Annotated in this window: 30 protein-coding genes and 7 pseudogenes; 19 read left to right on the top strand and 18 right to left on the bottom strand. The window is 41.5% G+C overall.

Annotated elements, in window-relative coordinates; translation table 11 throughout:
* From ACFPYJ_RS17950 to ACFPYJ_RS17940, 3 genes are all read right to left on the bottom strand, one after another.
* On the bottom strand, window positions 1-237 hold a 237-nt coding region (locus ACFPYJ_RS17950), incomplete at its 3' end, for a transposase (protein ID WP_379189545.1).
* Window positions 238-476: 239 nt separating this feature from the next.
* On the bottom strand, window positions 477-1043 hold the full coding sequence (locus ACFPYJ_RS17945) for an NADPH-dependent FMN reductase (protein ID WP_379189544.1): 567 nt from the start codon (window positions 1041-1043) through the stop codon (window positions 477-479).
* A complete protein-coding gene (locus tag ACFPYJ_RS17940; protein WP_379189543.1) occupies window positions 1040-2116 on the bottom strand; it encodes an LLM class flavin-dependent oxidoreductase in 1077 nt (358 codons plus the stop codon). Before ACFPYJ_RS17940 ends, ACFPYJ_RS17945 begins: the two co-directional genes overlap by 4 nt.
* Before the next feature lie 175 nt (window positions 2117-2291).
* Between ACFPYJ_RS17940 and ACFPYJ_RS17935 the strand changes: the two genes are divergently transcribed.
* Window positions 2292-2621, top strand: coding sequence for a winged helix-turn-helix transcriptional regulator (locus ACFPYJ_RS17935; RefSeq protein ID WP_379189542.1), 330 nt, complete (start codon window positions 2292-2294; stop codon window positions 2619-2621).
* Between the two features lie 387 nt (window positions 2622-3008).
* On the opposite strand, the gene ACFPYJ_RS17930 is transcribed toward ACFPYJ_RS17935, so the two are convergent.
* Complete coding sequence (locus tag ACFPYJ_RS17930; RefSeq protein ID WP_379189541.1) at window positions 3009-3176, bottom strand: Ger(x)C family spore germination C-terminal domain-containing protein; 168 nt, start codon at window positions 3174-3176, stop codon at window positions 3009-3011.
* Here ACFPYJ_RS17930 and ACFPYJ_RS17925 point away from each other — a divergent pair.
* From ACFPYJ_RS17925 to ACFPYJ_RS17915, 3 genes are all read left to right on the top strand, one after another.
* Window positions 3147-3416, top strand: coding sequence for a tyrosine-type recombinase/integrase (locus ACFPYJ_RS17925; RefSeq protein WP_379189540.1), 270 nt, complete (start codon window positions 3147-3149; stop codon window positions 3414-3416). The two genes, ACFPYJ_RS17930 and ACFPYJ_RS17925, sit on opposite strands and share 30 nt — an antisense overlap.
* A gap of 453 nt (window positions 3417-3869) precedes the next feature.
* A complete protein-coding gene (locus tag ACFPYJ_RS17920) occupies window positions 3870-4337 on the top strand; it encodes a hypothetical protein (RefSeq protein ID WP_379189539.1) in 468 nt (155 codons plus the stop codon).
* 961 nt (window positions 4338-5298) lie between these two features.
* Window positions 5299-5415: a phosphotransferase-like protein gene (locus ACFPYJ_RS17915; protein ID WP_379189538.1), complete on the top strand. Its 117-nt coding sequence runs from the start codon at window positions 5299-5301 to the stop codon at window positions 5413-5415.
* A 108-nt stretch (window positions 5416-5523) separates the two neighbouring features.
* Here ACFPYJ_RS17915 and ACFPYJ_RS17910 read toward each other — a convergent pair whose 3' ends face one another.
* On the bottom strand, window positions 5524-5679 hold the full coding sequence (locus tag ACFPYJ_RS17910) for a transposase (protein ID WP_379189537.1): 156 nt from the start codon (window positions 5677-5679) through the stop codon (window positions 5524-5526).
* A 106-nt stretch (window positions 5680-5785) separates the two neighbouring features.
* On the opposite strand from ACFPYJ_RS17910, the gene ACFPYJ_RS17905 reads away from it, so the two are divergent.
* Entirely contained in the window at window positions 5786-6331 is a 546-nt protein-coding gene (locus tag ACFPYJ_RS17905; RefSeq protein WP_379189548.1) for a GerAB/ArcD/ProY family transporter, read from the top strand.
* An 81-nt stretch (window positions 6332-6412) separates the two neighbouring features.
* Here ACFPYJ_RS17905 and ACFPYJ_RS17900 read toward each other — a convergent pair whose 3' ends face one another.
* The gene (locus ACFPYJ_RS17900) at window positions 6413-7024 is read right to left on the bottom strand and encodes a spore coat protein (RefSeq protein ID WP_379189536.1); all 612 of its coding nucleotides are present in this window, start codon (window positions 7022-7024) and stop codon (window positions 6413-6415) included.
* A gap of 294 nt (window positions 7025-7318) precedes the next feature.
* On the opposite strand from ACFPYJ_RS17900, the gene ACFPYJ_RS17895 reads away from it, so the two are divergent.
* Window positions 7319-7501, top strand: a complete 183-nt coding sequence (locus tag ACFPYJ_RS17895; protein ID WP_379189535.1) for a hypothetical protein — start codon at window positions 7319-7321, stop codon at window positions 7499-7501.
* 477 nt (window positions 7502-7978) lie between these two features.
* Here ACFPYJ_RS17895 and comA read toward each other — a convergent pair whose 3' ends face one another.
* Window positions 7979-8779: a phosphosulfolactate synthase gene (gene comA, locus ACFPYJ_RS17890; RefSeq protein ID WP_379189534.1), complete on the bottom strand. Its 801-nt coding sequence runs from the start codon at window positions 8777-8779 to the stop codon at window positions 7979-7981.
* A 155-nt stretch (window positions 8780-8934) separates the two neighbouring features.
* Between comA and ACFPYJ_RS17885 the strand changes: the two genes are divergently transcribed.
* Window positions 8935-9096, top strand: coding sequence for a hypothetical protein (locus ACFPYJ_RS17885; protein WP_379189533.1), 162 nt, complete (start codon window positions 8935-8937; stop codon window positions 9094-9096).
* Between the two features lie 277 nt (window positions 9097-9373).
* Here ACFPYJ_RS17885 and ACFPYJ_RS17880 read toward each other — a convergent pair whose 3' ends face one another.
* Both ACFPYJ_RS17880 and ACFPYJ_RS17875 read right to left on the bottom strand, forming a co-directional pair.
* Window positions 9374-9520, bottom strand: coding sequence for an HD-GYP domain-containing protein (locus ACFPYJ_RS17880; RefSeq protein ID WP_417629239.1), 147 nt, complete (start codon window positions 9518-9520; stop codon window positions 9374-9376).
* A gap of 121 nt (window positions 9521-9641) precedes the next feature.
* Window positions 9642-10675, bottom strand: a pseudogene (locus tag ACFPYJ_RS17875) (YeiH family protein).
* 147 nt (window positions 10676-10822) lie between these two features.
* Between ACFPYJ_RS17875 and ACFPYJ_RS17870 the strand changes: the two are divergent.
* The 4 genes and pseudogenes from ACFPYJ_RS17870 (at window position 10823) to ACFPYJ_RS17855 (ending at window position 13474) form a co-directional block, all read left to right on the top strand.
* A pseudogene (locus ACFPYJ_RS17870) lies at window positions 10823-11616 on the top strand (LysR family transcriptional regulator).
* 96 nt (window positions 11617-11712) lie between these two features.
* Window positions 11713-11901, top strand: a pseudogene (locus tag ACFPYJ_RS17865) (winged helix-turn-helix transcriptional regulator); the annotation flags it as partial.
* A 241-nt stretch (window positions 11902-12142) separates the two neighbouring features.
* Window positions 12143-12712 (top strand): FAD-dependent oxidoreductase, encoded by a 570-nt coding sequence (locus ACFPYJ_RS17860; RefSeq protein ID WP_379189532.1) that lies wholly within the window; start codon window positions 12143-12145, stop codon window positions 12710-12712.
* 102 nt (window positions 12713-12814) lie between these two features.
* The gene (locus ACFPYJ_RS17855) at window positions 12815-13474 is read left to right on the top strand and encodes a helix-turn-helix transcriptional regulator (protein WP_379189531.1); all 660 of its coding nucleotides are present in this window, start codon (window positions 12815-12817) and stop codon (window positions 13472-13474) included.
* Window positions 13475-13554: 80 nt separating this feature from the next.
* Here the strand turns inward: ACFPYJ_RS17855 and ACFPYJ_RS17850 are convergent.
* Both ACFPYJ_RS17850 and ACFPYJ_RS17845 read right to left on the bottom strand, forming a co-directional pair.
* A pseudogene (locus ACFPYJ_RS17850) lies at window positions 13555-13793 on the bottom strand (IS5/IS1182 family transposase); the annotation flags it as partial.
* 390 nt (window positions 13794-14183) lie between these two features.
* On the bottom strand, window positions 14184-14435 hold the full coding sequence (locus ACFPYJ_RS17845; RefSeq protein WP_379189530.1) for a hypothetical protein: 252 nt from the start codon (window positions 14433-14435) through the stop codon (window positions 14184-14186).
* Window positions 14436-14632: 197 nt separating this feature from the next.
* Here ACFPYJ_RS17845 and ACFPYJ_RS17840 point away from each other — a divergent pair, with 197 nt between their 5' ends.
* A complete protein-coding gene (locus ACFPYJ_RS17840; protein ID WP_379189529.1) occupies window positions 14633-15631 on the top strand; it encodes an NAD(P)/FAD-dependent oxidoreductase in 999 nt (332 codons plus the stop codon).
* A gap of 152 nt (window positions 15632-15783) precedes the next feature.
* On the opposite strand, the pseudogene ACFPYJ_RS17835 reads toward ACFPYJ_RS17840, so the two are convergent.
* Both ACFPYJ_RS17835 and ACFPYJ_RS17830 read right to left on the bottom strand, forming a co-directional pair.
* A pseudogene (locus ACFPYJ_RS17835) lies at window positions 15784-16233 on the bottom strand (ATP-binding protein).
* Window positions 16234-16455: 222 nt separating this feature from the next.
* Window positions 16456-16866, bottom strand: a complete 411-nt coding sequence (locus ACFPYJ_RS17830) for a hypothetical protein (RefSeq protein WP_379189528.1) — start codon at window positions 16864-16866, stop codon at window positions 16456-16458.
* A gap of 136 nt (window positions 16867-17002) precedes the next feature.
* Between ACFPYJ_RS17830 and murB the strand changes: the two are divergent.
* From murB to ACFPYJ_RS17810, 4 genes and pseudogenes are all read left to right on the top strand, one after another.
* Window positions 17003-17122 (top strand): annotated as a pseudogene (gene murB, locus ACFPYJ_RS17825) (UDP-N-acetylmuramate dehydrogenase); the annotation flags it as partial.
* Window positions 17119-17397 (top strand): DUF1450 domain-containing protein, encoded by a 279-nt coding sequence (locus tag ACFPYJ_RS17820; RefSeq protein ID WP_379189527.1) that lies wholly within the window; start codon window positions 17119-17121, stop codon window positions 17395-17397. The pseudogene murB and the gene ACFPYJ_RS17820, both read left to right, overlap by 4 nt.
* A 141-nt stretch (window positions 17398-17538) precedes the next feature.
* The gene (locus ACFPYJ_RS17815; RefSeq protein WP_379188953.1) at window positions 17539-17865 is read left to right on the top strand and encodes a transposase; all 327 of its coding nucleotides are present in this window, start codon (window positions 17539-17541) and stop codon (window positions 17863-17865) included.
* On the top strand, window positions 17862-18797 hold the full coding sequence (locus ACFPYJ_RS17810) for an IS3 family transposase (RefSeq protein WP_379189546.1): 936 nt from the start codon (window positions 17862-17864) through the stop codon (window positions 18795-18797). The genes ACFPYJ_RS17815 and ACFPYJ_RS17810 overlap by 4 nt, the downstream gene beginning before the upstream one ends.
* Window positions 18798-18941: 144 nt before the next feature.
* On the opposite strand, the gene ACFPYJ_RS17805 is transcribed toward ACFPYJ_RS17810, so the two are convergent.
* The 4 genes from ACFPYJ_RS17805 to ACFPYJ_RS17790 all read right to left on the bottom strand — a co-directional run bounded on the left by ACFPYJ_RS17805 (window position 18942) and on the right by ACFPYJ_RS17790 (window position 20559).
* Window positions 18942-19298, bottom strand: coding sequence for a HesB/IscA family protein (locus ACFPYJ_RS17805; protein WP_379189526.1), 357 nt, complete (start codon window positions 19296-19298; stop codon window positions 18942-18944).
* Between the two features lie 81 nt (window positions 19299-19379).
* Window positions 19380-19619: a DUF362 domain-containing protein gene (locus tag ACFPYJ_RS17800; protein WP_379189524.1), complete on the bottom strand. Its 240-nt coding sequence runs from the start codon at window positions 19617-19619 to the stop codon at window positions 19380-19382.
* Between the two features lie 42 nt (window positions 19620-19661).
* The gene (locus ACFPYJ_RS17795; protein WP_379189523.1) at window positions 19662-19937 is read right to left on the bottom strand and encodes a winged helix-turn-helix transcriptional regulator; all 276 of its coding nucleotides are present in this window, start codon (window positions 19935-19937) and stop codon (window positions 19662-19664) included.
* Window positions 19938-19947: 10 nt separating this feature from the next.
* Window positions 19948-20559 (bottom strand): superoxide dismutase, encoded by a 612-nt coding sequence (locus ACFPYJ_RS17790; protein ID WP_379189521.1) that lies wholly within the window; start codon window positions 20557-20559, stop codon window positions 19948-19950.
* Between the two features lie 168 nt (window positions 20560-20727).
* Between ACFPYJ_RS17790 and ACFPYJ_RS17785 the strand changes: the two genes are divergently transcribed.
* The 3 genes and pseudogenes from ACFPYJ_RS17785 to ACFPYJ_RS17775 all read left to right on the top strand — a co-directional run.
* Window positions 20728-21684 carry a bifunctional riboflavin kinase/FAD synthetase gene (locus ACFPYJ_RS17785; RefSeq protein WP_379189520.1) on the top strand — a complete coding sequence of 319 codons (957 nt, stop codon included), beginning with the start codon at window positions 20728-20730 and terminating at the stop codon, window positions 21682-21684.
* A gap of 5 nt (window positions 21685-21689) precedes the next feature.
* A complete protein-coding gene (locus ACFPYJ_RS17780) occupies window positions 21690-22232 on the top strand; it encodes an NADPH-dependent FMN reductase (protein WP_379189519.1) in 543 nt (180 codons plus the stop codon).
* A gap of 1143 nt (window positions 22233-23375) precedes the next feature.
* Window positions 23376-23456: pseudogene (locus ACFPYJ_RS17775) on the top strand (YciI family protein); the annotation flags it as partial.
* A gap of 594 nt (window positions 23457-24050) precedes the next feature.
* Here ACFPYJ_RS17775 and ACFPYJ_RS17770 read toward each other — a convergent pair.
* Window positions 24051-24528 (bottom strand): transposase (locus ACFPYJ_RS17770; RefSeq protein ID WP_379189518.1); only part of this gene is annotated, 478 nt, incomplete at its 5' end.

Genomic DNA, 24528 nt, shown 5'->3' with positions numbered 1-24528 from the left:
TTTTAAGTCTGCGAGCTGCTTTCGTAGCTTGCGCATCTCATCATCTTCAGGCTTTAAGTTCCCGCTGCTCGGAAATGCGCCTTCTCCATCACGTTTATGCGTTCTCACCCAGTCTCGGACTGTGGTGTAGTGAACATCCAGTTCCTTGGCCGTATCGCCTACTGTTGATTCCTTAGCCAAGATTCGTAGTACTACTTGCTCCTTAAATGCTTTGTCAAACTTCTTCCGCTGCCCCATATTAAATCCCTCCACGTATATTATAGAGGTTTTCTATGTGTCTATCTATGCGGGGCAGGGTCATGACCTCCTTATTCAAGAATAATAATAAACCATTAGAACAAGGTTTTCCCAATAATTCAAGGAAGATATAAATTTCGGATGGAGTGTAGAATTGTCCATTGCAATTCCCCCTGTTACTAGCTTATTTATTCATCAAAGAGTCTACCCGACCCATCAAATGACTGGTTGCGTTATGATTAAAAACCGTATTCTGCTTCTTTCTCTTCGCGAAGTTTCGTATAAGTTTTTGTTAACAAAACAGTATCCTCAACGAGACGTTGAATTCGAAAGAGGACATCATCATTGACAATTTCTTTGCGATGGAAATCCTTTTCTTCGATAAATACGTAGGTCTGAACGATCTGTGCTTTCATATAAGCCAAAATCGGCTTCAACTGATGTTCTGCTACCAAGTAGTGTTTAGAAGAACCTGCGGTCACAAGCATGCTTACAACTTTATCCCGAAATGCGTTTACTGGGAGCAAGTCAAAGATGTTCTTTAATGTACCTGGAATCGATGCCTGAAAAATAGGTGTTCCAATCAAAATGGCATCTGCTTCCATAATGCTATTCGTCACAACACCCGTATCGCCCTCATATTCCAGGTAATTCCGCCCATCACTAAATTCGACATCATATTCGCCTAAATCAATTAATGTCGTTTCAACATCTGGGTATTTTTCAGCGAGAACTTTTTGTGCGGAGTTCAACGCTGTTCTTGTTTTTGAACCCACTTTTGAACCGGATAAGAGAACCATTTTCATTTTTGCTCAGCCTCCTGTTTTGTTGCCGTGTACTTTCGGATAGCGGGTAAGATTTCTTTACTGATGATCTCGATGTTCTTTGCTAATTTATCGAATGGAACACCGCCGAAATCCATTTGAGCGATATATCGCTGATGACCAAACAGTTCATGTTGATAAAGAATTTTTTCAATAATTTGCTGTGGACTGCCGACATTCATGACACTACTGGTATCAGCACCTTGTGCCCACAATTGTTTCGCAAACCCTTGTCCGTTCGTTACCTTCATTCCTTCATTAATGTGAGGATAATACTCCTTCAGTGCATCTTGCGTTGTTTCAGCTGCATAGAAAAAGCCGGTTGTTCCAACCGGAAGAGCGGCTGGGTCGAACCCCTTTATTTTGGCGGCTTCCCGGTACGCATCAATTGATCTTTTAAAAACCATAGCAGGACCACCCAACGTAGCGAGTATCATGGGCACACCAGCATAACCAGCCTTTATGGCACTTGCAGGGGTACCGCCGACTGCACGCCAAATCGGTAGCGAGCCGTTTTTGGGTCTTGGATAAATCCGAGCGTTGTTTAACGGTGGTCGAAATTGTCCTTTCCATGTAATGACTTCTTCTTCATTTAGCTGATTCAACAATTCGAATTTTTCTTCAAACAGTTCTTCATAATCCCGAGGATTGTAACCCAATAAATTAAATAGCCCGATACGGGAAGCACGACCAGCAACGATTTCCGCGCGACCATTGGAAATCAAGTCGATTGTTGCGAAATCCTCATACACCCGAACGGGATCGGATGTGCTTATAATCGTGGAGGAACTTCCGATTTTAATTTTTTTTGTGGCTTGAGCGATTGCTGCCAAAACAACAGAATGAGCCTGAGTTGTAAAATATTCCTGATGACTTTCACCTACACTAAAAAAGTCAACACCTGCTTGCTCAGCCAGCTTAGCCAATTCAATGATTTCATGAATTCGCTGTTCAGCAGAAATACGATTTCCAGTATATGGATTATGGATATGGTCTCCTAACGTGTAAATCCCGAATTCCAAACCTTTATTTGGATCAATCCTGTATTTTTCCATTTATCTCACCTTCGCTTTGTTTTTTAGGGTGCTCGATGTGACCCAAGTGAATACCTTCGCTTGCGTTATTAGGTTCAAATGGTTTACATGTTGTATTATAAGATGCAATGGCGAATGTAGTAAGTACGCACTTCAATGTGATATAGTATGCAAAAAGATACTATTGGAGGATACAATGAAATTTAAACCTCAGTATTGTCAAGTACAAGACGCTCTTTCAATCTTGGTTGGGAAATGGAAGCCCATCATATTGTTGCATCTCATGTCGGAGGGTACAATGCGATACGGCGAAACTAAAAAAGCACTTGTAGGTATTACCCCCAAAATGCTCACAAGTCAATTGCGTGAACTAGAGGAGGAAGGCCTTATCAGCCGAAAGTTATATCCCGAAGTCCCGCCGAAAGTGGAGTATTCCATAACTGAGTATGGAATGACACTGGAGCCAATTTTGGTTGCAATGCATGATTGGGGTACGAAGCATGTCATTAGAAAATCGGAAATGTAAGGCGTTAATCACAATTTTCTTATTTAATTAAAGGGGGAGAGAGCTCAATAACAAATGCCAGGAGGCTGCCGCAGGAACGATTGGCAGCTTTGTTGGGTAGTACCAGCGTAGCTGACACCGCCCGCAAACACATGGATTAAATTGGTAATTTGTTTATTAGCTCGTTATATTGGTAAAACGGATAGATTTTAAATTGAAAATGAGAATGCGTCTAACAGCAATCGTTTAGTGCTGCTAAGAGATGATCTTCCACCTGCGCGGATGCGCCGGTCACCCCGGCGATCAGTACTTCTACGACGGCTGGTCCGAAGCGCTCAACAATCTGACGACGCACCTGCTAGACCAGAAGCAGTAGACGGCGAGCAAGAACGCTGATTCTTATTGACTTTACTTCTTGATCTCATTTTCCTTTAACATTAGCAGCGCACTTGTCAGTCCTAATTTTTTAATCGTCAGTTTTGCCGTTACGGTAACTTCCGCCTTTGAAAAGACCTGCTCCCAATTTTTCTTGAGCGATTTCCACTGGTGCGGATATTTACGGCGGATGTGATTCATTTGAAGATCTCTTGTCTTTCCCTTCGAGAACGAGCTTTGCTTGAGTTCCTATATAGTACCGGCTGCCGTGTGGGGGAGGTACAGAAGATCAACATTGAAGATCTTAACTGGGAGAATTGCTCAACGATTGTAAACGGCAAGGGAGCGAAACAAAGGGAAGTTTACTTTACCACCGAATGCAAGGTATGGTTAAAAAAGTACCTGGAAAGTCGTGAGGACTCCTGTAAAGTTTGTTTGTGACGAATACACATCCTACTCGCCGTATGGCGATTCCGACAATCAGGTGGACATTAAAGCGGCTAGCAAACCGAGGAGAAGTTCAAACTAATGTGTACCCATTAACGTAATTAGAACATGCGAAAGAGCTTCTCCGCTTCGTAAAGCGGGAGGAGCTTTTTTATGTGCAGAGTGAGCTGGAAATTTCACCCTCCAATGAAGTTCAGTTCTCTACTCTTGTTGTTGAACTCCCATGAAAATTAAAAAGCTCGAAACCTTAAAAAAGGGCAAATTAAAATAGACCCAGGATAACACTTTTAGAAAAAAAGGCTGAGCCTCTGATTGATCATTATGGAGTTGGGTGGTAAATTCGGCAGCCTTTTAATTTGTCTAGATTTTGGTAAGGTCAAGTTTATTATTTCTTTCTTATGCTAACAATTGAATTTAGAAGGAGCGTTTTGGAGGAGAGCGATCACTATGGTATTTTCAATATTTTTTTCAATAACTATGATTATGAATGTCTCCTACGCAGTATCAAAAAAGAATCTCCATCTGTTCGAAATTATCTTTATTTGGATAGTTGTAAATATTATCCACCATAATTTCATGACCATATTCGCCTTAAATTTGGGATTGTTTGATTTTGGCGATCATCCAGCTCATTATTGGACTATGGCACTTATGAGAGTGTTTCTAATCCCTTTGCTCATCATTTGGTATTTAGATCGCAGTTTAGAAGGTGGTCAATCATACAAAAAGTGGACTTGGTTACTAGTGGGCATTTCGATCCTTGTTGGCATCGAATATCTTGCCAATGCTCTAAACGTCTATACCTTCAAATATTGGAAACTTTGGTGGTCCTTTGCGGAGTGGCTTATCATCTTCTTGCTGGTCAATTATTCGTGGCTCTGGTTTCAGAAATTATTGAGAAAAGAGATGGGCTAAATGTTGCCTTTACCCGATAAATTTGATCAAAACGAGTGGTTCATCATTCTCAATAGTGTATTGGGATATTTATGGCTATTATTTGTCCCCAAAAGATATCCTCATGTAATATCTGTGTTGGTTATCTTATTCACCGTTACGGTTGCTATTATCATGGATCATACAATCGCAACTCCACCATTGGATTTGTATGATATCAATGATCTAAAGAAATATGAAGTAACTGATATCATCACATATTTTATGTATTCCCCTTACGCTCTACTGTCTGTATATTTATTTGACAAGTTCAATCCAAAGGGATTATTCTTTACACTGTACGTAATAATGTGGTCTCTACTATCTGTTGGCTTTGAGTGGCTAGCCGTCATTTTTAACGTCTTCAAGTTTAACGGATGGACATTGTTATATTCATTTTCTTTTTATCTTTTTGCTACAACGCTCCACTTAAAATTCTTTCAGTTTATCTTGAGATATTTTCGAAATCCATCTAGCTTTAGATAAATATACCCCATTGTTATTAGGTAAAAAGGGATTATCACTGTTCAGCCATCCTGCTCATCTCATGTTAAACAAGTATGCATAGGAAAATTCTCCCTTAATTAAATACAATCTAATTTTGATCACCCTGCAACTCCAAAAGTATTCTTGAACTGCCTATTTAAAGTCAAGAACACTTTATATTTGCATTGAGCATTACAATCATATAGATACTAATCGAAAATTAATTTAAAAATTACATGGGCAGTATAAAACTCTAGTGGCGCGTGGATTCTTTAACAAAAATGTAAAAAAGACAAGAACATACATAGATTCAATTCCGCGCATAGCGCGGTTTTTTATTTAAAGCATGCAAGTTCTTGTCTTTTTCTCCGGACAAGAACTTACAGAAAATACGCATAAGATATCCATTTTTTTGGATTTGCCGACATAAAAATGTTGGAGAGAGGTGGTATTTTCTATGAAGCGAGGACTAATAATCGTTTTAAATGGTACATCAAGTTCTGGGAAGACAAGTATATCCAACAGTCTCATTAGCAAATCTGAGATGGATTTTTTACATTTTATCACTAGATGAGTTCGCTACTGGAATGTTCGATAATTATACGGGATGGCTTACTTCTAAATTCCCAAGATAAGCGAAGTAGTCAGTGATGAAGAACACCGGAAAATTGCAGGAATAATCTCACAGCCTATTATTTCTATGTTTAATTACACAATTAAGAGTTTTTCTGATTTGGGTGTTAATGTAATTGTTGAGGGTCTTCGTAATCGAACCTTGCCAACGATTTGATCCACTAGAGTATTCTTTAGGAACGAGCCCAGCATAGAGTAGTAACATTATGACCAAGTGTAACCTACGTTAAGCGATGGGAGCCGTTTCGTTCATTATGACTAATGGAAAACGCTAGTGGAGGACTTGCTATACTGCAGCTCCCTTTTTTGTCATTCGTCATTCCAGGCGGTTTTGGCGAGCTTATCGTTCGATTTTAACTGAGACTCCAATGGTTGTCGTGATCGGTTGCTTTATGGTATTGATGATTTACAGCCTTCGAGGCGGCACTGAAGTATTTGGCCTAATGGGTGAAATGGTGTTTCCCATCTATATCCTGTTAATGGTTGCCATGTGGATTCTCATGACAATAAGCATTGACCAATTCGATCTCAAGCGGCTTTCACCTGTATTAGGCGATGGAATAAAACCCTTATTGAATGCGGTATTTCCTTATCCTTCTCCTTCGATTTTAGCCTTTCCATTTGGTGAAACCGTACTAATTACGATGTTCTTCCCTTATTTAAACAAAACAAGCAATCCCAAAAAAGTAGGCATGGCCGTGATTCTTATTGGGGGGATATTACTGGAGATCAATTGCATGGTCATGATTTCGGTACTAGGTCCTGATATTTATAAGCAGGAATATACGGTTCATCCACGCACGATGTCGGCAGATGCTTGGAAAGTTAATCAGAGTCTCGAAAAAAGAAAAATTTGAACAGCCATACCGATTGGGTATGGCTGTCTTTAAGATTTAAATGTATAACACTACTGGCTTAAAGTCGAGAAGGCATATTCATTATTGTCTGAAACTATTTGTTGGCGGCATCATCGTTTGCGGCGGTGCCATCGTGTATGATGCATTCATGTTTCCTGCAGTTTGGTAAGTGTTTAGCACGGTATTTGTAGTTTGTTCCTTCATTGTCGGAACCTGATAAAATCCTTTTTGGTTCATATATTGCCATACTTCATAAGCTTGTTCAGAACAGTTTACCGCACCTTGCTGCATCAAATGTCTAAGTTGCGGATTCGCACACTCAAGAGCAGCAATCATTTTCATCGTGGCAGAAGCTTTATGAGAACCAAGCATACCACTGGCAACATCACGGTCATCCATTTGGTTCATCGACAGGTTTGGACTTTGCGCTGCAGGATGATCTAAACCATAAGTCGGTTGAAGATTTTTCGGAGAACGGTACGGTACGGCTTGTCCTTGCCCCTGCATGTTTATCGTTTGTACCATTCCATTATACTCATTCATCATAAATTGAAGCTGATGATCAAGCATTTGAAGAAGCTCCTGATCTTTTACGAAAGGGCGGTACAATTGAAATTGGTTAATTCCATCGATGGCACATGTCAAAATTTCATGGACTTCCATCGTTTCGTGTGCTCCCAAATGGGCTGCCATGTTGTATTGCCTCCTGTTTAAATTCATTTTTAAATTCATTTTACGACAATTAATTTGTCTCAATACATGATTTTCTATCCATTACCTTCATACACTTGAATCCATTCTATGTATTTCCACCCTGGTTTCCTGATTTGATTGAGGAGCTAAAACGTTTCATGCATATAATTGACATAAATAAGTATGTATACTGATCAATTATGAATAAATTAATACATATTAGAAATATTATATATGTTCACGCTACAAAGAATTATCATAACTTTCAAATTTCTATTAAAAAGGAGGGCTAAAATGAGTCGCTTACACGAGTATGTCGAAAATAGCCAACAACTGGACACGCTCAGTCTTATTTTAAAACAACATGTTGTTAACGCTGAATTTGTAGCAACTACTTTAACAAAAGCATTTAGCGAGGACAAAGAATTACCAAAAGAACTTCTAGAGGATCTAAAACAATTTCAAGCAACATTTTAATATCCACCTTGTTTTTATGTGTTCGTTGAAGTATTAATTTCGAAAACAATGAAGGGGCTGCCCTAAGCGTTGGCTTTGGACAGCCCCATTTGTTATTTGAGGTATTCTCAAACCTGTTTACTATTCGGGATTTGATCATAACATTCCGATTCATACATAAACTTGGTGAAAGAACAAGAAGGAGGTAATCGGAAATGGGAGAATAAGCTTTATTCGAGCATCGGTTCTGGACGCAGATCTTGGGGGATCACGCGAGGTTTATTTGCCTTAGCTCCCAAGGAGCAAAAAGATATTGAGATAGCTACTTCCTTTATCGCGAGTTTTGATCAGCTGCTGAATCAAGCACGTTTGCATGATGCAAGTTCCAGACTAGATCAGCTGAACAAGCAAGCCTATTCACTTCGAGCTTGAAAATCCATGGCTCATTATTGATGCTGGAACAATTTCCATCAATAATCTAACTCCTATTTCCCCGTCTTAAATCATGTAAAAAAACGGAGTTACCTGATCACCTAAATGGAAGGTATCTGAACGCAGACCCCGTCGTAAAGTTTCCAACGAAAGGATATCCGAGGGCGGAATATTGCCCAAATTTACGTTGGAGCCAAACGTTTGGATCATCAGAACCTGCTGCTGCTTTAATGGCGTTTCCCACATGATGTGTCTACAATCTCCAAGCATGCGTGTGACGGATTCCAGTACGCCCTCGCTGCAATCCCCTCGCTCATCGAACAAGCCAACGCCCTTGCCGGATTCTCGTGCTTCAATCGTTACAAGATCCGCTCCTTCGGACAGATCCTCATCAACTGTTACAGCAAGTGAGTTAGCATCAATCAATGACCCGGATAACTTCTTGCCGTATTCTGTAACCACTCTCAATCTCAGCTTTACACCCTCACGAATTAGCTCTGAACGTTGAGAACGTGTTACCTCTATCGTTCCATCAGACACCTCGATGCCATTAAAACCAATACGACAGACAGAATTAAAGAAAGCAGGTACGACATTCTGTTGGATGGCGGTTTCGAGAAAGGTTCCTCCAGGCATGACAGTAAGGCCGTAACGTTTTGCTAGTTCGATTTTGCTAATTAAAATGTCGTTTGGATAAAGAGGTGCTGTCCCGAAACCGAATTTGATGCAATCTATATAGTCACCAGCCGTTTCAAGCAAATCCGTGAAAGAGTGACATCCAAGGCCTTTATCAATAACCATTGTTAGTCCACTTCCGGTTGTCTGAATTTGGGTCTCTCTCAGATCCAAGCAAGAGCGGTCCGACATTCCACGTTGACCGCTTGGGTCGTGCAATGCTTCGGGCCATGTTACACGGGGATGTTTGTCGACGGGTTAACACCCAACACCATCAAGGAGGCGCTCTTATATGAAGTTTAATAACGAGTGCTGAAATTATATTCATTTGGAAAGAGGTAGCTAAGATGAGGTCAGAGGATCAGATTAAACGAATGATTATTCAACTAAAACAGATGGAAGAAAGACTAGAACCAGCTCTAAACAAAGATGAAATAAATGACACTCGGGGTAAAATTGAAATTCTGGAATGGGTTCTAGATGCTCCAGTAGGTAAGTATCATTCATAAATCTGAAATTGCTACGCTAACGGATACATTAGTTCAACTCCGAACGGGCAGGATAACGCAGCATTGTATTAACGCACATAAGCTACAAAATGGCATCACTTTCTGTGATCATCACCATCAATTCCTTGGACAAAATCAATCTCATAAGGCTTATCCAAAGGCTGTCCCCCGGATCTTTAATCACTCGAACAATCGACCGCCCGGGAGTATTGAACAAATATTGAATGACAACGGCCGTCTCGCCTGTGTTCAGTTTGACGGTCACTCCGACGGGAGGCTACGATTTCTGAAATACTTTGATTATCTCGGGTTCAAAATGCGAGTCTGATCCGGTAAAAAAAATCTCTATGGCTTCATGAGGCAGCATAGCTCCGCGATAGGCCCTGTTGGAAGTAAGGGCGTCAAATACATCGGCGATTGCCATAATTTTCGCGTAGGGATGAATCTCAGATCGTATGATGCCTCTCGGATCTTAGCCCAATGTTTGACATTCAGCAAACCCTACTTAAGCCCGGTTTATCCTGTATCGCCGACGACATAACGAATTAGCTCAAACCAAATAGATGCACCAGCACAAACCCTAAGCCAGACAGTAGAACCGAGCCCATCACCTCGGCGAGGAACGACTTCATCCCAAGTCGGCGGAACGTAGCGATGTCAACATTCAGTCCGAGTCCAACCATCGCCATTGCGATAAGTAAATAAGATGCTACAACCACTTGAGTCGCCAGCGCAACCGGAATAACGCCGAGCGTATTCACACCGCTCATCGCGAGAAAGCTGAAAATAAACCACGGAATCGGGATCGATTTCCAGTTTGCTTTAGCTTCATTTCCATTTTCTTTGCGCTCTGCCCGGCTTGCCCAGGTGCCAATCACAATAGCTACCGGTACAAGCAGCGCAACTCGCGTGAGCTTAACAATGACTGCCAGATCGACAGCGTCTTTGCCTCCAGGCGCTGCGGCGGCGATGACGTGCGCCACCTCATGCAGCGTTGCGCCTGCGAAAATGCCGTACCCTTGGTTCGTCAATCCGAGTACCGGAAAGAGCAGCGTATAAATCAGGGTGAAAATTGTTCCGAATATCGCTACGGTAGCCGCGCCGATCGCGGTTTCATCATCGTTCGCTTTGATTTGCGGCGAAATCGCTACGACGGCAGCCGCGCCGCATATCGCAGTCCCGCAGGCAGTAAGGATGCCGAGTCTTTTTTCCACTTTGAACAGTCTCGCAATCCCGTATACTTCAAAGATCGTAAATACAATGTTAATTACCGCGATGGCCAGCACCTTCGGTCCCGCATCGGCAATATCCACCAGGTTGAGCCGCATGCCGAGCAGGAAAATGCAGAAGCGCAGCAGCCATTTGCTGGAGAAGGAAATCCCGGCCATCGCCTGCTCCGGTACGCCGCTCTCCAGGCGATACCGAGCAATATCGCGATCACGAGCTGGCCCATAATGGTTAAGAACGGAAACCCAGCCAAATATTTTGCCATCACCGCAAGCGCCAGCGTTAATCCGATTCCTAGCGCAAAACCGAAGCCCTTTTTCTTTTTCAATGCATGGGCGTATGCGTGTGCCATTGTCCTCACTCCCTCGGTCTTATTTTGTACGGCTATTCAATACGGAAGGGAAATACCGATCTGTTATCCGAATCATGAGAAAAACTTATGATTGATTGCCGCCTGAGAGGAAACTGTATACTATGGGAGCATTGAGGGGGAATCGGATTGATCGTAGATACGCTTCGCATATTTATCGCGGTGGCGGAGCAGAGCAATTTCTCCCGTGCGGCCGAAATGTTAAACCTTTCCCAACCGGGCGTCAGTTTGCATATACGCAATCTTGAAAATGAGGTTGGAGCCAAGCATCGTTCGCCAAAGCATGTGAAGCTGACCGAAGCGGGCGAGATTCTATATAAGCGCGCGAAGGAAATTCTCGCTTTGTATGAAGAAGCGAAGCAAAGCATTTTCAGGCTCCACAATATGGTGACCGGATCGCTTCAAGTCGGGGCCAGCTTCACGATTGGGGAATATATTTTGCCGCGGCTGTTTGCGATATGCTCGATCTCGGCCTGGTTGAAGGCTATGTTGCGGCAACCGACTTGATCGTAACTCCTTTTATGAAGGATGAAATGATTTTGAATGCAGCCGCCAGGCACCGCTTGTCCTCTATCCGAATCGCCGAGACGACCTTGCTTCAAAATCAAGTATGGGTGCTTCGCGAAAGCGGCTCCGGCACGCGCGTGTTTAGCGACCAGTTCATCCGGCATGCCGGCCTCGTCCCGAAACGTTCCTATGTATTTAACAGCAGCCAAGGAGTAAAAGAAGCGGTGGCTGCGGGACTAGGTATTGCGATCCTGTCACGCTGGGTTGTGCGCAAAGAGCTGGAGTCTGGCGAGATTTCCGAAATTCCCATTAAGGGAAGCCGATTAGACAGAGATTTTTCGTTGATCCGCAACAAGGATCATGCCGCAACGATGGCAGTAAGCGTATTTATACAAAAACTGCTTGCCAAAAATTAATCCGGACGGTATTTTTCTCGCACCGGAGCCACCGCCGGGCACGTTAGCTTAATAAAGGGGTACCACCACATGCCCATCAAGCTAAAATTTTCGAATACCCCCAAAATGCTCACAAGTCAATTGCGTGAACTAGAGAAGGAAAGCCTTATCAGCCGAAAGTTATATCCCGAAGTCCCGCCGAAAGTGGAGTATTCCATAACTGAGTATGGAATGACACTGGAGCCAATTTTGGTTGCAATGCATGATTGGGGTACGAGGCATATCATTAGAAAATCGGAAATGTAAGGCGATAATCACAATTTTCTTATTTAACTAAAGGGGGAGAGAGCTCAATAACAAATGCCAGGAGGCTACCGGGATTTTTTATGCTTGGAAGAGGAGATAATTGAACGTTTTGAAAATTGTGAAAACATTTATGCAACGCTAGTCTGTTATCACAAACATATAATACATATTTATTTAATTAGTTGCAATTGTAGGTTATTTAGAATATAATTAACTTAAAACTATTCGGGAAGGTGTTAAAATGTTCGATATTGCAATTATTGGAGCAGGCCCAGCTGGCGCCAGCGCAGCCTTATTTGCAGCTAAAGCCGGAAAAAAAACTGTTGTAATTGACAGTGGCAAAGGAATGACCAAACGAGCTCGGTTGGAAAATTTGTACGGAATTCAGGAAGTATCGGGTCCGGACTTAGTTGACATCGGTATCCAACAGTTTAAAAAGTTCGGTGCTGCGTACATTAAGGACGTAGTCAACAATGCACAAAAGAATGACGCTGGATTTACGATCACGACAGAGAAAAACGGCGTTATTGAAGCAAAACATTTAATTTTGGCCACTGGCTTAGGCTTAGATTTGGCGGAAAAGCTCGGCGTAGAAATGAAAGCTGGTACGGAACCTCGCATCAAGACTGTGTTGGTTGCGGATGCTGAAGGAAAAACAAATATTGACGGGGTATGGGCAGCGGGTACGTGCGCAGGCGTTAGTGTACACGCTGTTATCACAGCCGGGGACGGCGCGAAAGTAGCTATCAACGTAATCAGCGAAATGAACGGCGAGCGTTACGTCGATCATGATATTCTTCAGCCGAAATAAGTGAACAAAAGCGCATCCTCTATTTGGATGTGCTTTAATTCTATCAAAGTAATCGATCAGGATCGCCGTGTTGTATTAATCATATATATGGAGGTGAGGTCAATGGATAATCAAGAGGAGATGTCGACACGTAAAAATATTCTTTTTATGATAAAAACGCAAGGTTCGTTAAGCGCGACCCAAATCACGAACCAAATGGATATAACGAATATGGCTATTCGACGTCATCTCAATACGTTGGAGAAAGAGGGCTTAATCGAGTCAAAAACGATGCGTCAAGCAATGGGACGTCCGACAGCAGTTTATAGTTTAACAGATGCGGCAGAGGATCTGTTTCCGAAAAAATATCACACGCTCACACTCGACTTGTTAAATGAACTGGTCGATGAGGCAGGACCTAACATGGTCGAAGTACTTTTTAAAAGACGCAAAGACACGCTGCACAAGAAATATAAAGGTGAAATCCAAGGGAAAAACTTAGAAGAAAAAGTTGCCCTCCTAGCCGGCATTCAAAATGAAAATGGTTATATAGTGAAATGGGAAAAATCAGGCGAAGACGGTCCCGAAGAATATGTTCTCACCGAGCATAATTGCCCGATTTCTCAGATTGCAAATCAATACGATCACGCCTGCACCTGCGAACTTGAGTTATTTGAATCTTTACTGGATGCTGACGTGAAGCGTACCAACTGTTTAGCTAAAGGTGATCAGAAATGCGTGTACAAAATCAAAGCTCGTGCAAAAGAGCGCTCCTCATCTTAAATTCCGGTGAGAAGCGCTAATTTTTTGGGGAAATGCAACCAATTATATTTGAATAATTTCATAAATCATTACTCAAACGATCAGCGTAACCGAATAATAACGCCGTCACAATCCACGGTTAGCTTACAAGCCGTGTAGGTCAAACAAGCAAGTTCGAAATCAACTTTTGATAGAGCTCCACGATGACGGATGCCGGATGTTGTCAACTGAAAGTACTAACTCTTTCAGATACGCATTAACACGTTCTACGGCAGTCCTTTTTTTTGTAAAGCTTATAATATTTGTCGGTGCCGCGCGCAGGAACCGTATATCTTCTTGGGGTTGTCCCATAGAAATGCTTTCTCTAATGTCGCAAAGAGATAGCTATAAATATCCCTGGGTGACATTTCTAATATTTCCTCCAAGGAAAACAGGTTTTCCTATTGAATATTGTTCGTTGGGGGTTCCAACCTTCTTCTATGTGAAGTAGTGTTACTAAACACTTCGAGATGGGGAGGCACTCCTTTTTTCACGCCTTAAAAACACAAGCCCCGTAAGGCTTAGGATATTGGTATAATTTGATGGACAAAATATCAAGTGGGACTGTTTTCAATTACTAAATATTAAATCTCAAATTACATTGATAAAAATCTATCACTTTGAAATTCGTTATTTCTTTTACTAAGATATGTTATCGTATGAATTGGTCTAAATAAATAGCTTGTGTCTCTTAAAACTTCTTAACGAGAACGATCGTTCTCGAATTGACAAAAAATATAGCTTTGCTCAGAATTGATAACTTTGTTTCGATAATTTGGTTTAATTTTTCTGTTTCGTCCGTCGTCTTCGCCAAAACCCGCAGCCCGGTGAATGCATTATTAAAATAATACGACAGCCATTCTGCATTAAGCATCTTGTCAAGCTCGCCCGATTGTTGACCCGCTTCAATAACTCCGCGTATCAACTGTTCGAAACCGGTCAAGCTTTGGACTGGGTAGTACCAGCGAAGCTGACACCACACGCAAAGTAGATGTAATTAAGTTAGTAGAAATTTGAACCTAACAATAGTAATTTAGATTATATTAAATTGCTTTACTCATTGACACTTTGTTAATTCTAAGATATTATTATTATACATTATTGTATAATATATATATAAATTAGAGGAGAAAACTGTTTATGACAACCGGACAACCAGATCAATTCACAGACATAACCATTATAGGTGGTGGCCCAGCTGGCATGTTCGCAGCCTTTTATGCGGGTATGCGTCAAGCGAGTGCAAAAATTATTGAGAGTATGCCGCAGTTAGGCGGTCAGCCAATCGCTCTTTATCCAGAAAAATATATTTATGATGTTGCTGGATTCCCTAAACTGACAGCAGCGCAGCTTATCAATAATTTAACGGAACAGATGAGCTTATTCCCCGTACAAATTTGTCTGGAAGAAAAGATTCAGCAGGTTATCAAAAAGGATGAGCATCACTTCGAAATTGTCACTGATCAAGCTACTCATTATAGTAAATCCGTAATTATTACTGGAGGAGTTGGCTCTTTTGAACCACGTCGATTAGAGCTTGCAGAAGCTATTCTTTTCGAAAAAGCAAACCTTCATTACTTTGTTAAAGATCTAAACCATTATGCGGGTCAACGAGTTATCATCAACGGTGGTGGTGATTCTGCTGTAGATTGGGCGCTTATGCTCGAGCCTATTGCCAAAGAAGTGACACTCATTCATAGACGAGACAAGTTCCGCGCTCATGAGCACAGTGTAGAGAATTTAATGAAATCAAAGGTTAATATTGTGACACCTGCTGAAATTACCGATCTTCATGGTGATGAACAAATTGAGAGAATTACGGTTACCTTTAATAAAACCGGTGAGAAAAGAGAGATTCCTTGTGATGCGCTTATCGTTAACTTTGGATTCGTTTCCTCACTTGGACCTATCTCAGAATGGGGCTTAGAGCTTCAAAACGGCTCAATTGTTGTTGATACTCGAATGGAGACAAGCATTCCTGGCATATTCGCAGCAGGTGATATTACGACCTACCCTGGGAAATTGAAGCTCATAGCTGTCGGTTTCGGGGAAGCTCCTACTGCAATCAATAATGCTAAAGTGTATATAGATCCTACTGCCAAACTATCGCCAGGTCACAGCAGTAATATGAAGCTATAGAGATAGATGTAAGCGTAAAATAGTCCCCACCTTGTGAAAGGATAGGGACTATTTTACGTAGAGGATGGGAACAATATCATGATCGACGTAACGTGTATTTCGTCAAATTTACCCCAAAAAATCGTACTTTACCCTTTTTCATCTTTCTTTCATCAGCGCGTGCTTGTGAAAACAGACCCCCATTTCGAGAACTCCAGGTTGATGGTAATTACGAGACTTCGGCTCTTATAGCTGTCTGCAATCACACGGAACAGCAGCTGGAGCCTTCTTTGTCGACTGGCACATAACCCCACTCGTCGAGGATAAGTAAGTGAGTGCGCTGGATCTCACCCCAGAATCCGTTCAAGCATACCGGCGCGATTGGCTTCAGTCAGGTGCATCACCAGTTCTGCGACCGAATAGATTTTTACAGTCATACATAACTCGCAGGCGCGGAGACCGGCCGCAATGGCCAAGTGCATCTTGCCGGTACCCACGGGCCCATACAACACCAGATTGTGTCGTTCTTGAATAAACGTCCCGTCCGTCAGGTCGCTCCATTGTAATGAAGACGGCAGCTTGACGCCATGCCGGTCATTAGCTCCTCCAGCGGCACGGCTCATGAGCCGCCTGCGCTATCTGCTCTCCATTTCTTCGACGAGTACCCGGTGCACAGAAACTCTTCCTGCCTCGGCGTCGCTTCCGTTTCGCATAGTGTGACGCCTCGTTGGCTGAGCACCAGCTACTTGCAGGACGCCGAGATCTCGCTTCGGAGTACTTCCCGTTCCCGAATCACACTCATAGCGATATACCTCCCGAGAGCTCCAGCATTTTGTCGTATACACTCAGGTCAACGCTGCTGCACTGTTCGCGTTCGTCAGCCGGCCGAGCTTCGCGGTGTTCTCCATCCCTTGCAAGGTGGTGTCAAAGCTGTAACGGCCCGAGAGTTCCTGCATCGTTTGCAGCATGTCCTCCTTCAGTTGAGCACGCTCGAAACCATCCATCTCTACACGCAGCTGTTCGGGGAGTGCCTTTCGCAGGAAACTGTTTCGCCAGGCACCCGGGCTGTGGAGCAGGCGGCTGAGCGTCGTCCGTACATCGACGTTATCGGTCCGCTGCTTGCCGAACATGCGAATTGGTACGCTTACCGTTTGGCGCGAGCGGCTCCTCGGTGTGAGCGCCGATCCTGACGACAATCTCCTTGCCAGCCCACGCCGGCGGATATTTTCATCGAGGTTCGTTGTGAGCTTGTTCACCTGTCACCCTCCTCGCCAGAGAAGCAGTAACCAAAGTATTCCCCATCAATCTGCTTCATATCCAACATTTTCATTTTAGCTGATTCGGCGGACAACCCCGCAATGTGGTAAAATAGTTGTGACTGTCAATAACTGATTTATTGTAAATGTATATGATGCAACTTCAACGGATTATCTAATATTAATCCGACATATTCAAAAAACAGTGAAGAAAAAATTCAATATTGATCTTGAAACTGAAGTTGTTATTATTTGAAAGAGAGTGAGAACAGTAATTTGAGAATAGGAATTGTCGTAGTTGAGGTATGTAGACGAAATCAAATGAATGTAGAAAAATTGGATAAATTCGAACTTGTATATCCTGAGGTTGCAATTATTCGTACAGATTGTCTTAACCAATGCAATTTATGTAGGGCAAGGCCTTATGTTTATGTTAACCAAAAGAGGGTATTTGAAAAAACTACTGATCAATGTTTAAGAACTATCGTAAAAATCGTTAAGTATGAATTAAAAGAATTTTATGATGAGTAACAAAGATCGCTTATTCTAATTTGGATGAATAGCGATGTTTGTTATGTCGAAGAGAAGATGTGCTACCTTTTTAGCCCCCTAATGAATTTGGACAGTACACCCCTTACTCCGATACAATAATAGTAGGCGGAGGGGAATGAAATGAAGAAAAAGCAGTATGACCTAAATTTTAAAAGGATGGTAGTGGCCAAAGGGAAAGAGATTGGCAACATGACCGCCGTAGCAAGGCAACACGAGTTGGATCCGAAGATGGTGCTCCGGTGGGCTAGAGAGTTGAATCGTAAGGATCTCGATCAACTGGACGGGACTAGCGTCAAGCAATCAAAATTTGTTCCAACAGCCGAAGATTATGCACAGTTGGAGAAAGAGAATGAAACGCTTAAGAAGCTCTTTGTTGAGCAAGCTCTGGAGAGGGATATTCTCAAAGACCTACTAAAAAAAACGAACCCGCACTTGCGGATAAAATAGCGATTGCCCTGAAATATATTGCGCTTGGGCACAGCATTAGCTTCGTCCTTCGCGTGCTCGAAGTAGAGCGATCCACCTACTACGCCCATGTCAATCGGGAGCAGCAAGCACGGCCAGCAACTGCCCACAGCAGTGGTCGTCCTGTGCCGGGCCTCTCGTACCGGCAAGATGGAAAGACGATCAGTGACGAGCAAATTTGCGAATGGGTCATGGAGCTTCTGGCCGGCGAGGGCGTGTCGTATGGCTACCGGAAGCTCACTGTGCTGCTCAAAAGGCGGTATATGCTACGGATCAATAAAAAGAAGGTTTACCGCCTTTGTAAACGAATGGATGTCCTTCGTCCGCAGCGACAGCTCACGATCAAGTATCCCAAACGACTGGCCAGCAATCGCGTGATTACAGGCTCTAATCAGCTTTGGGAAACCGATATTAAGTATGGCTGGATCCACGGCGAGCAGCGATTCTTCTTCTTGATGAGCATCATCGATGTGTTTGATCGTGCCATTATCACCTATCATCTTGGATTAACCTGTGAGGCAAGGCATTTGGTGCAGATCACGCAGGAAGCTTTGATGAAGCGCCAACTCTTTGACAAAACGGATAAGCCAGTCATCCGATCAGACAACGGTCCACCGTTCATTAGCCACCGATTTGAAGAGACGTGTGAGAGGTTCAAACTGACTCACGAGCGTATACCGCCAAAGACGCCGAACAAGAACGCTCACATCGAATCCTTTCACTCCATCCTGGAAGCGGAGTGCTACCGCCGTCATGAATTTGAGACGTATCCACAAGCTTACGAAGTCGTCAGTCAGTTTATTCAAGATTACAATTGCATTCGAATCCACGGTAGTATCTACGATCTGTCTCCGTATGAGTACATGGAGGCCGTTAAGCAAGGAACGGTAACGCCGAAGCAGTTCAAGGTCTAATACGGCGTAAAACGATGTAAATCAGAGTAATGCTAAGTGTAGGATCGGATAAGAGGTTCGCTGTCCATAATTCGGGGGTTTACCCGCTACATGAATAAGACATTAACAAAAACTCGTTTCTCAGTTAAGAGAAACGAGTTTTTGTTAATCACATTTTTTACGAGTACCTTTAAAAGTAGCAGTTCTGAAGCTAGCGCCACAACCACAAGTAGCTTTGGCATTTGGATTATCAATCGTGAAGCCACCAGTCATTCCTTGATTCATATAATCAATTTTTATACCTTCTAAATACTCTTCAGTGCGATTGTCCCAAACAACTTTGAAATTCTCATTTTGAATGAATTTGTCAAACTCTGAAAATGAATCATCAAATTTGATATTATAAGACAATCCGCTACAACCACCATCGTCTATTCCAACTCTTAGAAATAGTTTTTTGTCGCCATTCTCGATAATCATTTGGTCAATGATAGATTTGGCTTTGTCACTTATTTCAATCATCTTGTTTTCACCTCTACATAATCATTTGGTATGAGGTAAGGGCCAGTGTATCTGTTGTATGGATTCAATTTTCATAATAAGCTAATGATTACTATAAAACTGGAGGGCTTTTTCCATATATATTCTAAGATCCTCTGGTAGATCTTCCTCATAATAAATAGCACCAACAGGACAGGCTGCCTCACATCCGCCACAATCAATACAGACATCTGCATTAATAAAATATTGATCTTCACCCTCTGCGATACAATCAACTGGACAAACATCTACACAATCAGCCGCTTTTTCATTAATACATGCATCCGTTATAACAAATGCCATATGACTATACCTCCACTTTTACTGCAGTTAATATAAGAAAACTTATTGGAGTTCTCTTAGTATATGATGTAATGCTCTTCCTTTCTCACTTAAGGAATACTCAATGCGGAGTTTTCCTTCGGCAAAAACACGTCGGACAATAATCTCTTTGCTTTCTAATTCACGCAAGCGTTTTGAAATAATTGCATCAGAAGCATTAGAAACTATTTGGGAGATCTCATTAAATCTTTTGAAACCTTCAAATAGAGCCAAGATGATCGCAGTCCATTTCTTTTCAATGAGTTGAATGTAATTACCATGTTTATTGGAAGTGTTCATGCCATCTTTATTACTTAATTGCAGTTTCGTAACGTTTACCAACTTCATCCCAGTTAACAATATTCCAGAAAGCTGCAATGTAGTCAGGGCGTTTGTTTTGATAGTTCAAGTAGTAAGCATGCTCCCAAACGTCTAGACCAAGAAGAGGAGTTTTACCTTCCATAATTGGGCTATCTTGGTTTGGCAGGCTGTATACTTCGATTTTGCCATTAGCTACAGCTAGGAATGCCCAACCGCTACCAAATTGAGTTGTTGCTGCTTTAGCGAATTCAGCTTTGAAGTTATCAAAGCTATCGAATTTGCTATCGATTGCTGCTGCAAGAGCACCAGTTGGAGCACCACCAGCATTAGGGGCGATAGTTTCCCAGAATAGGCTATGGTTAGCATGACCACCACCGTTGTTACGAACAGTAGTACGGATAGCTTCTGGAACGCTATCAAGGTTAGCAATAAGTTCTTTAACTGATTTGGATTGAAGCTCTGGAGTAGATTCCAATGCTGCGTTAAGGTTGGTTACATAAGTATTATGGTGACGATCATGGTGAATTTCCATAGTTAACGCATCGATATGTGGTTCAAGTGCATTGTTTGCATATGGTAAAGCAGGTAATTGATGTGACATAATAATTCCTCCAATAGATAAGTAGTATGTTTCTATATCTAATATACTCTAATTATGAAACATAATCAACTTAATTATATAATAAGTATAATAATTGACAAAGGCTTTATTACTTCCTCATAATGAAGGTAGCAAAGAACAGATTATTTCGATAAAAGAAGGGATATCATGGAGTACATTGAAGTTTCATCAAAGCCACCAAAGGATTCAACTGCTATTAGTCTAGTTATAGGGAAGTTCGATGGAGTGCATAGCGGGCATGCCAAGCTTCTGCAGAAGGTACGAGAGTATATGGATTGTACATTAGCTGTGATGAGCTTTTCAGATCATCCTAATTGGATATTAAAGAACGATGTGGATTTTCAAAAGTCACTCACGCCATTGGATCATAAAATGGAATTGTTAAAGCTTTTCGGTGTTGAGAGGTATTACAACATTCAATTCACAAAACAATTTGCTCAAATTTCGGCGAAGGAATTTGTCATGGAGCATTTAAGTAGATTAAATATTAAACACATTGTAGTTGGTGAGGGTTTCCATCTTGGAAAGGGAAGAGAATCTGACACGAATGATTTGATTAACTTGTGTCAACAAATAGAAGTGCCGGTAACTGTCATTCCACTTGTGAAAGCCAATGATGTGAAGATTAGCAGTACGACGATTCGTACTATGATTAGAGATGGTCAGGTTGAGGTTGCTCAAGCGTTATTGGGTCGTCCTTATAGTGTAATAGGGAGTGTTATTCATGGCAAAGCTTTAGGTAGAACACTGGGCTTTCCAACTATAAATCTAAGCGGAGTATTAGAACAGTATGTTCTTCCTAAGCCTGGTATTTACTTAGGTGTAGCTGACATCTATAATGATGGATCACCTAACATGCAAAAAAATACACTCATCAGTGCTGGCTATCGCCCTACTGTTGATGGAGAAAGCTATTCTATTGAGGCTTACTTACTAGATTTTTCAGGTGATTTGTATGGGGAAACAGTAGAGTTAATGTTTCATCGTTATCTTCGTCCAGAGCTTCAATTTTCTGGACTGGATCAGTTGGTTGAACAGATGAAGCTTGATAAGCTTTATGCTCAAACATATTTTGAAACTAGTAATAACAACAGAAAGGGATGATCTATATGAAGTTAGTCGGATTGTCAGGAGCATTAACTGGTTCTAAGACGGCTAAAGTAGTTCATGATGTTTTGATTCATGTAAATGATATTCAACCAAATATACAAACTGAATTAATTGATATGAAAGATTATGATATTGATTATGTTCGAGGAACTCCATTACAGTACTATAACAAAGATACAGTGGAAGTAGTGAATAAGCTTTTATTTGCAGACTTTATCGTAATTGGAACTCCGTTATATCAGGCCTCCTTAACAGGGACTCTGAAAAATTTATTAGACCATTTACCTACCAATGCACTTAAAGATAAGGTAACAGGTATAGTCACCCTAGGTGGGTCAGATAAACATTTTCTTGTAGGAGAATATCAGTTAAAACCTATATTAACTTTTTTAAAAGCAGTTGTACCTGTTGGAAATGTTTTTGTGCATAATGATTTATTTGATGAAGATAATGACATCTCCGATGAAGATTACTATCGTAGAATTAAGAAACTGGCAGCAGAGATGGTATTCCTTCAGAACTCGATAGCTAATCGGTCATAGCGAAAGTTTATCAATCCATTTGGAAGAGTGAAAAAGTGCCATCGAGAAATTATCCATTTTTTGATGGCACTTCTTTTGGATATATTGAGTAGATTCATTTATATGAGCATTTTGCATAATTCCATTTTTGACTTAAAGACAGGCTGGATCCTCAAACGCAAATTCCTGTTTTTGACTCTGAAACGTATGAAACCAATGTGCCAGATATTTTTGTTGCCGGCGTGGTTACAGGAGGAATTATGCGGAACACGATAGCATTCCTGTATAGCGTTAAATTTCCGCTTTGCAAAAAAACGAGCGCCTCGGTACGATGGGAGTACGAAACGGGTCATAGCCCTTAAAATCCCATCATCCAGGAGGGCGCTCTACTATGAAGTTTAAATCGCAGGACAAACAAAAAAAATGAAAAAATTACCGCCCAGCATCTGTCGTCGGGATCGACACCGCCCAGCCAAGATCATGATCTTTTAGATGGAGGGTATCCTCTTCAACTTGATTGCCGATATTTTAGGACATGCCAACATCAAGTATACATTACCTGACATTGAGAACTTGATATAGCTTTGCTTTAGACACTCCGGTCTGCTCGGTTCGTTATTAAATGGAGGCATAATTCTTGATCATAGGATGAATTTTTACTTTTATATTTTTTTTCGAATAAGATCAATTATTTGTGAAACAATTTCGCTTTAAGTTACGTTTAATAAATGTATGAAATGCCTAGATGGCGTAAACTTATTTAAAAATTTCGGCTAAAGGTGCCTCTCACACCGCAGAGTAAAAAAGGTTATGAAATGAATCGATGTTCTTCAGGAATTCGTTCATGATTGAAAATAACGGTAGGCTAAGCCTTCATTTTTGTTAATAACCGGAAAAGAAGAACCCCAGCTTATAAAGCTGGGGCCAAGGTTCCTCTGGTGGCTCTCAAACACCGGAGGAGAAAAAAAGGTTATGAAATGAACGCGATGTTCTCGAGCATCTCGTTCACAATTCATAATATAAAGGATGTCAGCTTATTTGTCATTGCCAAGAATCTGGATATAAATACAGGGACAGTCAGCATTATTACTTCTATTCAATTTATATAATATATATAAATGTTTGAAAAATAGATTCTAAACGTTTAATACAACCAGAGAATTAGCCAAGGAATTAGCCGGCTTAACGCTAATCGAGGTCAAATCGAGAGAGGAAGCGATCGAGTGGGCCTTCCGCATGCCGGACATTGGTACATAACTATTTGACTACATGATAGTTTAATTAACGACATTAAATATTCCGCGCTTGTTCTCTCGTTCAAACTTTTTTCAATCCCAGCAATTAAAAAAAACCGGTTAAAAATCTAGCGGCACAACTCTACTTAAAAAAAGACAATACTTAAGAAGACGCAGTCATTCATTTTTTTAAAATGTGCAGCGCCTAGGATATTGATGAACCGTAGATCAAGAGATTTCTGAAATTGTAACGTTATAGCCTAAGGTTTCAAGTCTTCGAACCGAATTCCGTACAATAGCACCTTGTTTCTGTTTATCAAAATAATCTTCACCTAAGTCTACACACATCTCTTTCCTTGTTAAAAGATAATACGCAATTCGTAACATGGAGGGTAAAATCCATCGTAACCGAGACAATCAGACAGATCGAGTCTTGATCTGTCGCAAAATCAGAGATTCTGTACATATGTACAGCTGGGCATTGAGCTCCCATGAAAATTAAATCTCTGTTACTGTAAAAAGACAATAGTAAAGAAGACGCCGCGCACTCATTTTTTAAAAAGGGTGCTGCGCCCGAAATGAAGAAGATAGGCATTTTGAATAATTAGGAGACTTCAGTTATGGTCACAGAATAACCTAAGTTTTCTAGTCGCCGAACTGCGTACTTTACAATAGATTGTTGCTTCTGTTTGTCAAAATAATCTTCGCCTAGGTCCACATACATTTCTTCACGTGTTAATAGATAGTAGGCTATTCTCAACATAGCATGGGCCACGTTTATGGCAGCTCGTTTTTTGCCTTTTCGAGCAGCTGTACGTCTATACATGGCACCTAGGTAGTTTTTTGACGCTGCAACAGAATGGGCGGCTTCAACTAAGGCAGATTTCAGATATTTGTTTCCGTTTTTGGCTTTGGCGGACTTCCTTTTTCCGGCACTTTCGTTATGTCCAGGAACGAGTCCAGCCCATGAGCATAAATGCGCAGCACTCGGAAACTGTTTCTTAATATTCGTCCCGATTTCCGCTAAGATTTGTTCTGCCATTCGAGTAGCTATACCAGGAATCGAATCTAAACGTTCGACT

This window comes from Paenibacillus solisilvae, assembly GCF_042656405.1.
Taxonomy (GTDB): domain Bacteria; phylum Bacillota; class Bacilli; order Paenibacillales; family Paenibacillaceae; genus Paenibacillus_Z; species Paenibacillus_Z solisilvae.
Note: the sequence above shows the minus strand (reverse complement) of the source record. Positions and strands in the feature narration are given on the sequence as shown.